This window comes from Dyadobacter sp. HNCC25DJ184 (assembly GCF_056895215.1).
In genome coordinates, this window is record NZ_JBXHAQ010000004.1 from 27,672 (window position 1) to 39,924 (window position 12,253).

A 12,253-nucleotide genomic window follows, 5' to 3' on the forward strand; every position below is an offset into this window, starting at 1 on the left:
TAATTTCTCAAAATTCCTTTCTTTATTAATCTGTTGCTACGTGGCAATGCGTAAAGTAGTTTCATTGGTCGCTAGCTCGCCCCTTTTCCAAAGTTCACGTAAGTTATTCGCCGTGTCACGGGGAGTAACTTTGATATACCTCATAAACGTAGCCTCCGATCGGTGGCCTGTTATTTTCATAATGGATAGCGTTGGAAATCCGGCTAGATATGCATTTGTCGCGAAGGAACGGCGCGCCGCATGTGTCGTCATCAAAGCGTGTTTTGGCGAGTTGACGGTTTGCCTCACTCCTCCTTTTGTAAATGTCTCTGAGACGATTTCATTGAGTTTGGCCAATACTCCTAATTCCTTTAAGTAATCGTTCATCTTTTGGTTGCTAATGGGGACTGGTAGACTGTTGGCTGTAATACCACTATAACGTTCCATTATTGCCTTTACTTGGCTATGAATAGGTATCACCACCGTTTCGCCTGTCTTTTGCGTTGTGATCTCAATAAATTCGCCGTCTATATTTCCTTTGCCAATACGCGTGAAATCCGAAAACCGAAGACCAGTCCAGCAACCAACTAAAAATAGGTCTCTAACGTTCTCCAATCGTCGTTGTTGGCTCAAATCCAGATTGAACAATCTAGTTATTTCACCCTCACTCAGGTAGATAGAATCGGATTGTTCAGAAATCACTTTAAACTTTTTCGGGCTGAAACCCGGCATCAAACCACGCTCTTTGGCCTCCAGAAAGAAGGTTTTTAGTGTTTTTATATGTTTCCCGATGGTATTAGTTGAAAAATTACCTTTCACCATGAACTGTTGAAACTGCGAATAGAAATAATAATCTACCTGATCAAAACTAAACTCTCGTTTCTTATAATTACTCTCCCTAAATTCTTTTAGAATACGAGAGGTCTGTTTGTAGGCTCTCAGACTGCCAGCTGTTATTGGTCGTCCTGTTTTTTCAAAAATCTTAGTTTCGTATTCTTTCAATAACGCGTCTATGAAACCAACTAAATCCTGTGGTGTCTCAGGCTCTTCTTTTGGTTTCCGTTGCAGCGCATTATCCAGCAATGCCCGATAGGTGGTAACGTTGGGAATCTGCTGGTCATTATCATTCATGTATTGACGCAATACATTTTCGGCTATCGACTCAATATTTGAGAGACGAGCGTTAAATTCTGGAAAGGTGGGAAATTTCTTCGTTTGCCGAACGCGCTGGTTTTTGGCATCCCAATATTCTGGCTGTATGGTTTCACCTGTTGGGTACTTCGTGAGTCGTTCACCGTTATAACTGATAAACAATTGTATCGGTGTGGCCGTCTCAGCCTCCTTATCGCGGAGGTAAAAGTTAATCTTTGCCATGATGTAAATAGTTATGAATCGAACAGGGCAAAGATAAACAGATTCTCTTCGTGTGGACAGTTTGGGGGACACTTTTTATTAATCTAACCTTATTTCTCCTTACCTAACTTAACCATTCAAAATCACAAATACTTCATTATCAGCAATTTTAAATATTGTATCCTAAAAGAAAGTTAAATAGGTTCGAGTCCCTACGAGACCACAGAAATTTAAAAAACCCGCTTTACAGCATGTAAAGCGGGTTTTTTCGTGTATACACTTTGTGTGCACCGAACTTTGGCTTGATACAACATGGGTTAGAGCCATAGTTGAAAATGCCTTTCATTCGTGATTGTTTGCATTTATGTTTTGTAAATCGTTATTTAACGCAATTGGCTACCCAACACACTTGTTGTAAAGCAGAACAGATAAACGGGTTGTCAAGGAGCTGCTAAGTCATACCCATCTTATGACAGCTTAGCATTATACCCATGAAAGAATTCGAAACAATAAAACCAACTGGATAACATAGATTAAGAAAGTACGCATTTTGTATTGTTTTACTTAACAAGCGCAAGTGCGGATTGTGTATTGATGTCAGTCGGAAGCGGCAGGTATCTTAAATAAATGTTGCTAAATTTCAAGTTGTTATATAAATACTATATCATACTCAAAACTAATTCCAAATTGCTTTACCCAACAAAAGGTGCGTAAAGCAATGAGTTGGCAGTAAGTTTTAAGACACTTTACACAAATGAGAGAAGACAACAAAAGATGGTTAATAAGCAAACTTAAAACGTCAGGTAGCAAAAGGAACTATTTGGTGAATGGCAGTTATGCAGACGAAAGACCCTTACGAAAGAATACTGATTTTGCCGACTTACCAAGTCACGAAAGTATCAAGACAACTCAAAAATTTTATAACGGAAAAATCAATTATGGACTTCTTGTAAGATTTCTACGTGGACAAGTTGGCAATAATTGGGACGACATTTACTCTGAAATAATAAGTAGAATTCCGACCAAACTTCTTGACTACAAAGAAATGATATTTTGGTTTGTTGCAGACAAAGTCGAATTGATAGACGGACGACCTTGGAATAAAAAATCACAACAATTTATTTGGACAGGGGAAAAAATTGAATCAGTTCATTACACAAAACTAAAAACACAACCAGAAACAAAAAAATTTTATGTTCATCCAGAGACAAATGAATTAGTAAGAATTGAGCAGAAATCATTTAAAAAACTTGTAAAGACCAATGAATAAACCTATTGCCAACATCGTATTGGCAATAGTGGGGCTGACAGTAATAAACTCAACATTTGTGCTTTATTGGGCATTTGTGCAAATGTTGGGCTGACGTTTTCAAAATACCCCACCATCGCCAATACGTAAACCGTTACCTGCAAGCTTACTACCGACCACAATAGACCAATGATATGCAAATAGACATAAAAGGAAAGATTAACGAAAAACGACTTTCATTCAACAACACGTTGCTTCCATTATACGAAGCAATTGTAAACTCTATTCAAGCAATTGAGGAAGATAGTGCGACAAAGACAGGCATTATTGAAATTGATATTATTCGTTCCAACCAAAAAGAAATTGACTTTGGAAAGACAGATGTTTTACCTGAAATAGTTGACTTTCAAATCAAAGACAACGGCATTGGTTTCAACGAAAAAAATTACGAATCTTTCAATTTTGCACATTCAACATATAAGTTCAGTAAAGGAGGGAAAGGGATTGGTAGATTTACGTGGCTAAGGGCATTCAATAAAGCAGAAATTGAAAGTCGTTTTTTTGAAAATGACGGTTGGCATTTACGAAAGTTCAATTTTGAGTTAACCAAAGCGGGAATTGAAAAACACAACCTTGACAAAGTAAATGGTAAAGCCGAAAGATATACAATTGTAAAACTTAAAGGATTAAAAGAAGAGTATAAAAAATGGTGCAACAATAATGCTGAAGACATTGCATTGAAAATAATTGAGCATTGTTTTGTCTACTTTCTAAATAAAAATTGTCCTAGAATTTTAATAAATGATTTTGGAAATCAAATCGTTGTAAATGACTTATTTAATCTATTTACAAAGGGACAAGTAAGAACAAAAAAACTTTCTGTCAGACAAAACGAATTCAAATTAAATATTGTAAAACTTTACAGCAATAAGTTAGATAACAAAATACATTATTGTGCAAACACAAGAGAAGTTTTAGATGACAAAATTTCCATTGATATTCCAGAACTTGACAATTTCCTTTATGACAATGAAGGAAAATCTTTTTCAATAGCGATATATGTTGAAGGAGAGTTTTTAGACAAAAATGTAAATGACGAAAGAACTACGATTACATTCTCCAAAGACGACATTAATTATCCAGACCAAACCACACAAGAGGAATTAAGGAAAGCAATCACAGAAAAAATCTACTCTGAATTTACTGAACAAATTGAACAACTTTCAATTACGAGAGTTGCGAAAGTGAAAGAATTTATAAATCAACATCCACGATACAGACAACTTTTAAAATATAAATCCAACGAATTAAAAAGGATACCTTCTACTCTATCAGACGAAAAGATGGAATTGGAACTTTTTAAAATACAACAATCATTAGAGTTAGAAGTAAAAAAAGAAGCAACGGCAGTTTTAAAGTTTATTGACAGCAAAGAAGACCGGGAGAAATTCAGTCAAGACCACCAAGAACTATATCACAAAATAATAGAAGTTGGGAACTCTAAATTATCGGAATATGTAATTCATAGAAAGTTAGTTTTAGACTTGTTTCAAAAACTATTAAATGAAAAGGCAACAGAAAAAGCAGTACACAACCTAATATTCCCATTACAAACACTTTCTGACGAGATTGGTTTTGAAGACCACAATCTTTGGATGATAGACGACAAACTTTCGTACCATAAATATTTAGCTTCTGATAAGAAATTTAAAAAAATTGAGCCTACAAATTCAACGTCAGACGAAAGACCAGACATTATAGTTTTCAATAGACCCTTTGCATTTTCAAATGACAATAAACCTTATGAATCCATTGTTCTGATTGAGTTCAAACGACCAATGAGAGACGACTATGCAGATGACGAAAAACCCAATTCAACAAATAAACAGATACGCAAGGGAAATCATTGAGGGCGAAGCGAAAGATAAGCACGAAAGAGAATTTGATTTTAGAAAAAACACGCCAATATATGCTTACATAATTTGCGACCTAACGAAAAAATTAAAAGCATATGCAAAGGACAGCGGTTTTAGACCATTGCCAAGCGGTGACGGTTTTTTCTTTTTCAATGACAACTACAATATGTACGTTGAGATTATGAGTTTTGACAAAATCCTCAATGACTCACGAGAAAGAAACAGAGTATTGTTTGATAAACTAAACATAACCTAACAAAAAAAGCCAGCAGGCAACCAGGATTTTGCAATAGTGGTGCTGAAAGTCATAGGCTCAACATTTGTACTACTATTGAGCTTTGGTGCAATCATCATCTGATGTTTTTCGATTGCCCCACCATCGCAAAGCCCCAAACCGTTACCCGCATATCTGGCAGGCGGTAAATGATATAGGACAGTTTATTGAAAAATTGACGCTATTTTTAAATGAATAATGGGGTCTTTCTTTATGGACTATTTTAGAAGTAAGACGCAAAGGCCGGCGCATTAAATATTTGAAATCAACAATAATGCCAAATGCCTTTGATTTTCCATTGACATTTGCCATTGTTGATTTAGTTTACTTTGGTTTCGAAAATATGTCACATTGATGGCTTTTCGACTATCAGTCCCCTTTTTCCAGATAGAAATTCATGTTCAAAGGTTCTATAAGCATTTGAACGCATCAAATCATAAATATTATTAAAAACGTCAAGACCATAGAAGTAAGAATCTAGAGTTTTCCTGCTTACAATATTTGCAAGCCCTGAACGCAGGAAGCAAAAATAGATAAGTGGGAATGCTTCGCTATCAGTGCCCCACTTTTCATTGAGATACGTATATTCTTCAAGGTAAAAGACCCTTTCGGCGATTTCGGGAGCTGTTTTAATCCGAGAGACGTGTGCCTTTTGTTTACATGCATTAGAACAATATTTTTTGTCGGATCTTACCGATTCGAATTTTTTGGCGCAAACCGCGCATTTCTTTTTATGTACCAGTTTGTCTTTTTTTTTAGTTTAAAATCCCCCCTGAAATGGGTATCAAATCCCCCCTAAAATCCCTCCATTAATCCCCCTTTGCCGTAATTTGCGTTTTGTTACTTATGTCTTACCGTTCTTGATCAAAAAGTCGTTAAAATCCTTACAGTTAGGATACAGTTTGGAAGACCAATCTATCACATTCAAATCCGCGTTTTTCAGCTTTTGCAGCGTTTTTCGGCCTGATTCATCATTATCCAGAAAGCAATGAATAGTCTTACGGTTAGCGAGTAGTGGTAATGCTTGGGATATATTGTTGCAGGTATTGAGGACTATCGAGGTATATATGGGTTTTCCCCTGCCGTAATACTGCATTGCTGATAGAAAATCAAAAAAGCCTTCGAAAATCGCCACTGACTCCGTATTGAGTTCGAAAGTTGAAATTCCGTTTTCGGTTTTCACTCCTTTAAAGCCTAGTCCGTTTCTCAGTTCATAACCCCGTCGGTCATTCTTGAAGCCCACAGAAAAAGACTGTTTACTTTTAGCTTTGTATGTTATCTCATACAGGTAGCTGTTTGCCAATTCCGTTTAAGGCTAATCAGCTCATTTCGGGCAAGTTGACCACCCTATCTCTTTTTTACCAATGAGTTGCTTCGAAGATTTCACAATATGACTTGTGGCCACAATCTGCTTCGCAATCAGCTGGGCTGATACACCGAATTTTTCAATCATATACCTGCTTCCGAGAGAATTATCTACCATTTACAACTGATTGATGCAGAAGTTAGAAGTCCGATTCGGATTAGGCTTTTTGACTTTCTTACTCCATTTGATGTAAATTAGCCCAAGCAATCCGCTCATTGATGTTTCCCAAAAATAGATTTTCTATATCAAATGACTGACTTATGTGTCGCAATGTCTATACTGGGTGTCGGCAATTTCACAGTTTAAATAACATCTGCCACTAAGTCAAATTTGATCGTAAAGCATACAAATTCTAATTCCATTAAAATTTTATGAAAATCTCACCCGAAAAATCAAAAAACACCATTCTGATCGTTGACGACACGCCCGCCAACATCAGCATCTTGTTCGATGTACTCTCAAAAGCGGATTACAAGGTTTTGGTAGCTACTGATGGGAAAAGTGCCATTGAGCAGGCGAAATACGCTTTACCAGATCTTATTCTTCTAGATGTGATGATGCCCGGAATGAGTGGATTTGAGACATGCAGGCAATTGAAGACCCATGCTGCTACAGAGCCAATTCCGGTCATTTTTATGACGGCTCTCACTGAGACCGTAAACAAGATTAACGGTTTCAATATGGGTGCGGTGGATTACATTACCAAGCCTTTTGAAATTCACGAAGTCCAGTCCCGTATAGGAACACACCTGGCATTGGCAAACCTCAGACAAAAACTGGAACAACTGGTGACCGAACGAACCGCTGACCTGAATAAGGCACTTACGGAGGTGGAACAACTCAAAGATCAGTTGCAAGCGGAAAACGTTTATCTCAAGGAAGAAATCAAGCAGTCCAAAAATCCGGATGATATTATCAGCCAAAGCAAGATTTTTGAGAAAGTTTTGAATAAAATCAGACAAGTGGCCCCTACTAACAGTACTGTTCTGATCACAGGGGAATCCGGTACGGGAAAAGAATTACTTGCCAGGGCCGTCCATAATCTTAGTGGTCGGAAGAATCGTCCTTTCATTAAGGTCAATTGTGCGGCTTTGCCAGCTAGCCTGATAGAAAGTGAGTTATTCGGACATGAAAAAGGATCATTCACCGGTGCAACTGCGCAGAAATCCGGACGGTTTGAACTTGCAGATGGGGGAACTATATTTCTTGACGAAATTGGTGAAATGCCGATTGAATTGCAGGCTAAGTTACTCCGGGTCTTGCAGGAAGGTGAATTTGAACGCGTAGGAAGCACAAAAACCTTAAAGGTAAATGTCCGTGTGATCGCCGCTACGAACCGAGACCTGGAAAAGGAAATTACCGAGCAACGCTTTCGGGAAGATCTCTATTACCGCCTGAACGTATTTCCTGTTTTCTCTATTCCGCTACGCGACAGAAAGGAAGACATTCCGCTTCTTGTTAAGCACTTCTGCCAGAAACATGGATCGGCGCAGGGCAAAGTAATTAATCAAATTCCCCAAAAAGCCATTGACTTGCTTTCCTCCTATAATTGGCCAGGTAACATCCGTGAACTGGAAAATGTGGTAGAGCGATCCATCATCATGTCGCCTGGCAGTACCTTGATACTCGATGACTGGACGCCACGGAAGCCTGTTCCATCGGCCAAAGGATCTATAATGACGATGGAAGAATGTGAAAGGGAACACATTCTGTATGTACTTGAAAAAACACTTTGGAAGGTCAGTGGGAAAAACGGGGCGGCACAAATTCTTGATATGATACCCACGACACTTGACTCCAGAATGCGAAAACTCGGCATCAAAAAACCTGACCAGGTCACGCTTTAAAAAGATTATTACGAAATATCGTAAATTTAACCAAGCCCAACAACTTCAAATCAAGATATAACTCACTGATTATAAAATATTTGACTTATTAACAATCAGAGGTACAGCAATTGATACACTTTATCAAAAAAGGTAATCAATATGTGTACAGTCAGCTATCTTCCAGGCCAAAGCGGTTTTATTCTTACCTCAAGCAGGGATGAGAAAATTGCCCGTCCTGCCGCCAAACTTTCAGGACCTTTTATCATTCACGATCACGAGGTAACATTTCCGAAAGATCCACAAGGTCAGGGGAGCTGGATCGCCACTTCAAAAACCCGGACCGTGTGCCTGCTCAACGGGGCTTTTACAGCACACCAACCCAAGCCACCTTACAAGCACAGCCGTGGACTCGTGGTACTGCATGCCTTCGACTATTTTACACTCCAAAATTTCGCATCTGCGTACGATTTCACAGGACTGGAGCCTTTTACGCTCCTTTTGGTCGAAATCGGGGAATTGTTAGTCTTGCGCTGGGATGGCACCAAGCTCTTTTCAAAAGAACTGGATGCCTCTCAACCACAAATCTGGTCGTCTGCGACGCTTTATTCGCCGGAAATCATCCTGGCAAGACAAGTTTGGTTCAGGCAATGGCTCAACACTCCCGAGGATTTATCCCTGGAAAGCATCCGTAATTTTCACAAGACAGCTGGGGCCGGGGATCCTGAAAACGCTCTGCTCATGCGGCGAAACAATCAGTATGCAACTGTAAGCCTCACAAGTGTTGTGTGCTCGGAAAATCAGGTGGAAATGATTTACGAAGACCTTATTCATTCCAAACTGACCCACCAAAAACTATCCGACGCTTATGTATCCAATTGAATTAACTGCCTCTGAAACAAAAAAAAGGGAGGTTTCAGCTGGTGAAATGAAAAGTGTTAAACCTGCTAAAAGCTCCCGTTTAATAAGGCTGAAAAGCTGGGAATACTGGCCCTTTTCGGTTGTTTATATTCCAGTTTTTATCTATTGGCTGTGGCTTTCGGTCAAGGCTCGATCATTCTTCTTTTTCTCCGCGTCCAATCCCTCCATTGAGTCGGGAGGTCTGCTTGGCGAATCTAAAATTGACATTCTCGATCTGATCGATAACGCATACAAGCCTGTAACGGCATTTGTTAAACGCGGATCAGATCCCGACCTGCTATGGGACAAGCTTAACTTTGCAGGAATGAATTTTCCAGTGATTGCCAAACCCAACGCTGGCGAACGGGGCTGGAGAGTTGAAAAAATCGAGGACATGGAAGCTTTGGAAGCGTACAACAAAACAAGTCCAATAGATTACCTTATCCAGGAATTTGTGGATTATCCTCTTGAACTGGGCGTTTTCTACTATCGTATGCCTGATCAGCAAAAGGGTACCATATCTTCCATTGTGCAAAAAGAATTTCTCTCCGTGACAGGAAACGGGTATGATAGCCTTGCAGATCTCATTTTGGCGAATGACCGCGCTGTCCTGCAATGGGATGTATTGAAATTAAAATACGCAGCGTTGTTGCGGTCTGTATTGCCAGACAAAGAAAAAATGACACTGGTATCGATCGGAAACCATTGCCTGGGCACCAAATTCCTGAATGCAAACCATCTAATCACTCCAGAACTCACGGCTGTTTTCGACCATATCAGCACGAAAATTGATGGCTTTTATTTTGGGAGATATGATCTCAGATGCACAAACCTGAAAGATCTTGATCAGGGAAAAAATATAAAAATCATGGAGTTAAACGGCGCCGGAGCAGAACCCGCCCATATTTACGATCCAGGTTTCTCCATTCTGGAAGGCTGGAAAGTGCTTTTGCATCACTGGCACATACTCTATAAAATCAGCAGTTACAATCACAAAAACGGCGTTGATTACATGACCTTCAGGGAAGCAAAAACCATTTATAAACGCATCCGAAAAGACAAACAACTTTGATCATGGTGCCAACCTTATATTTAAACTTTTTTATCGGACTGCTCGTCAGTTTTTTAGGCACACTACCGCTGGGTGTTCTTAATATTACGATCATGGATGTCTCGCTCAGAAAAGGAATAAACGATGCATTACGTTTTGCCCTGGCGTGCGCTTTGGTTGAATTTGTTTACAGTTACATTTCCGTGCAGCTTAGCCGGTCGATCATTGAGTTCCCTGCTTTAAAACCAATTACGGAAGTCCTTGCCACAATAATCTTACTGGCTATGGGCATGTATTATATCCGGAAGCAAAACAGTCTGACAAAAACCAAACAAAAAACGGTGTCGTCTTTTTATCTGGGAACTTTGCTAAGTGTTCTCAATGTCGTTGCGTTTCCATTCTGGATCTTGTATACCACACTTTTACAAGGGAAGGGACTTGTTGGCCTTTCCGGCAACGGACTGATCATCATTTACGTACTTGGCATTTCACTTGGCACCATTGCCGGTTTGCTCCCTTTTATCTACGGCAGCCGTTTTTTAAGCCGCTTGGTAGCGGTTCATCAGCACCGGATGGATCGTATGATCGGTTCGCTCTTTCTATTTCTCGCTGCTTGCCAGTTTATTTCGCTTTGGATATGATCCAGGCCTGTGAGTGATCGCAAGCAACCATTTAAAACCAATACATTTATTAAATCAACATGTTATCAACCACAGATATAAGTTCTTTTGCAGGCATCAAAGTGCTGATTACAGCAGGGCCTACACGCGAGGCGATTGATCCGGTAAGGTTTATTAGCAACCATTCCACTGGCAAGATGGGATATGCATTGGCGGAAGAATTTTGCGATCACGGCGCGGAAGTCACACTCATCAGCGGACCTGTCCAGGTAACAACCGAAAATCCTGCGATCCGGGTGGTATCTGTAACAAGCGCTGCACAAATGTATGAGGCTTGCTGCCAACACTTTGCAGAAAGCGACATCATCGTACTTTCTGCTGCCGTTGCCGACTATACGCCAAAGTATGTGTCGAATCAGAAAATCAAAAAAAAGGATACCCAGTTCAGTATTGAATTGGTTAAGACCGTGGATATTGCGGCAGAATTGGGTTCAAAAAAACAGCCCGGACAACTGATCATCGGCTTTGCACTGGAAACCGAAAATGGACTCGAGAACGCTACAAAAAAACTATATGCTAAAAATCTCGATATGATCGTGCTGAATTCGTTACAGGATCCGGGCGCTGGATTTGGCTACGATACCAACCGGATTACCATTCTAAATCGCGACAAATTGATCAGAAGTTTTGAGTTAAAAGACAAAAAAGAAGTCGCCAGAGATATCGTAAATAGCCTTGTAATACCGGTTTTGGAGCCTAAGGAATATCCTGTTTTTTTGTCTTAAAAGATGGCTCAAATAAACCGAATCAATCAGAAAATATATTCGGGATCAGCAACCGGTGTAGTGGCGGTTCTTAGTTTGGTGTTGTTATCACAATGCATTTCATTCAGAAAATCAGATAAAGAGATTGATGAATATTTTCAGGATTCTGCTCTAAAACCTTCCTTTCATTCCATTAAAACCGGCAACAAAATCATTCACTATTCCGAAATTGGACCAGATTCATTGCCCCTCGTCGTTTTTGTTCATGGCTCCCCAGGCTCCTGGACGGCTTTTATCGATTTTTTCAAAGATTCAGCTCTATATAACCATGCTCATTTAGTTTCCGTGGACCGGCTTGGCTTTGGCAAATCCGGGCTTGGAAAAGTGGAATCCTCCATGCAGAAACAAGCGCAGTCCATTTCAGATGTGATAAAGGCCTCTGCACCAAATTCGAGTGCCATATTGGTAGGGCATTCGCTGGGTGGGCCTGTCATTGCAAGAACCGCCATGGATTATCCCGAAAAGGTTCGGAGCCTGATCATCGTAGCCGGCTCAATTGACCCCGATCTTGAAAAGAAAGAATGGTTCCGCCCAGTAATAGGCTCATTTCCGATCCGCTATCTCTTACCGGTTGATCTCGACGTAAGTAACCGGGAGATCAGGCCTTTGAAAGGTGAATTAATACAAATGCTTCCGTTGTGGTCTAATATCCATGTCGCCGTGACTGTAATCCAGGGCGAAGTAGATGATCTTGTTCCTCCCGGCAACGCCGATTTCGCCAGGCGTATGTTGGTTAACGCACCAGTGAAAGTTGAGATGATCCCTGAAATGAACCACTTTATTCCCTGGAAACAACCGGATTTGATTCGGGATGCGGTTTTGGAACAGGTTCTAAATACGACAATAGGGATATCAAAATGACTAATGGCCATCCACTTTTTCTACTTCCTGACAT

10 protein-coding genes are annotated in these 12,253 nt (G+C 40.0%); 8 read left to right on the forward strand and 2 right to left on the reverse strand.

What is annotated here, in order from left to right; all coding sequences use genetic code 11:
- Window positions 1-36: 36 nt before the first annotated feature.
- Window positions 37-1,353, reverse strand: a complete 1,317-nt coding sequence (locus AC1XUD_RS07125) for a site-specific integrase (protein ID WP_483360284.1) — start codon at window positions 1,351-1,353, stop codon at window positions 37-39.
- A 733-nt stretch (window positions 1,354-2,086) separates the two neighbouring features.
- On the opposite strand from AC1XUD_RS07125, the gene AC1XUD_RS07130 reads away from it, so the two are divergent.
- Together AC1XUD_RS07130 and AC1XUD_RS07135 are read left to right on the forward strand one after the other, a co-directional pair.
- A complete protein-coding gene (locus tag AC1XUD_RS07130; RefSeq protein WP_483360285.1) occupies window positions 2,087-2,602 on the forward strand; it encodes a hypothetical protein in 516 nt (171 codons plus the stop codon).
- Window positions 2,603-2,775: 173 nt separating this feature from the next.
- Window positions 2,776-4,491 carry a hypothetical protein gene (locus AC1XUD_RS07135; protein WP_483360286.1) on the forward strand — a complete coding sequence of 572 codons (1,716 nt, stop codon included), beginning with the start codon at window positions 2,776-2,778 and terminating at the stop codon, window positions 4,489-4,491.
- A gap of 1,124 nt (window positions 4,492-5,615) precedes the next feature.
- On the opposite strand, the gene AC1XUD_RS07140 is transcribed toward AC1XUD_RS07135, so the two are convergent.
- Window positions 5,616-6,074, reverse strand: coding sequence for a toprim domain-containing protein (locus tag AC1XUD_RS07140; RefSeq protein WP_483360287.1), 459 nt, complete (start codon window positions 6,072-6,074; stop codon window positions 5,616-5,618).
- A gap of 434 nt (window positions 6,075-6,508) precedes the next feature.
- Between AC1XUD_RS07140 and AC1XUD_RS07145 the strand changes: the two genes are divergently transcribed.
- From AC1XUD_RS07145 to AC1XUD_RS07170, 6 genes are all read left to right on the forward strand, one after another.
- Window positions 6,509-7,984, forward strand: a complete 1,476-nt coding sequence (locus tag AC1XUD_RS07145) for a sigma-54-dependent transcriptional regulator (protein ID WP_483360288.1) — start codon at window positions 6,509-6,511, stop codon at window positions 7,982-7,984.
- Window positions 7,985-8,125: 141 nt separating this feature from the next.
- Window positions 8,126-8,845 carry an NRDE family protein gene (locus tag AC1XUD_RS07150; protein ID WP_483360289.1) on the forward strand — a complete coding sequence of 240 codons (720 nt, stop codon included), beginning with the start codon at window positions 8,126-8,128 and terminating at the stop codon, window positions 8,843-8,845.
- A complete protein-coding gene (locus AC1XUD_RS07155) occupies window positions 8,832-9,935 on the forward strand; it encodes an ATP-grasp domain-containing protein (RefSeq protein ID WP_483360290.1) in 1,104 nt (367 codons plus the stop codon). The genes AC1XUD_RS07150 and AC1XUD_RS07155 overlap by 14 nt, the downstream gene beginning before the upstream one ends.
- Window positions 9,936-9,937: 2 nt before the next feature.
- A complete protein-coding gene (locus AC1XUD_RS07160) occupies window positions 9,938-10,555 on the forward strand; it encodes a LysE family transporter (protein ID WP_483360291.1) in 618 nt (205 codons plus the stop codon).
- Window positions 10,556-10,614: 59 nt separating this feature from the next.
- Window positions 10,615-11,319: a bifunctional phosphopantothenoylcysteine decarboxylase/phosphopantothenate--cysteine ligase CoaBC gene (gene coaBC, locus AC1XUD_RS07165; RefSeq protein ID WP_483360292.1), complete on the forward strand. Its 705-nt coding sequence runs from the start codon at window positions 10,615-10,617 to the stop codon at window positions 11,317-11,319.
- 3 nt (window positions 11,320-11,322) lie between these two features.
- Window positions 11,323-12,219 carry an alpha/beta fold hydrolase gene (locus AC1XUD_RS07170; protein WP_483360293.1) on the forward strand — a complete coding sequence of 299 codons (897 nt, stop codon included), beginning with the start codon at window positions 11,323-11,325 and terminating at the stop codon, window positions 12,217-12,219.
- Window positions 12,220-12,253: the final 34 nt, after the last annotated feature.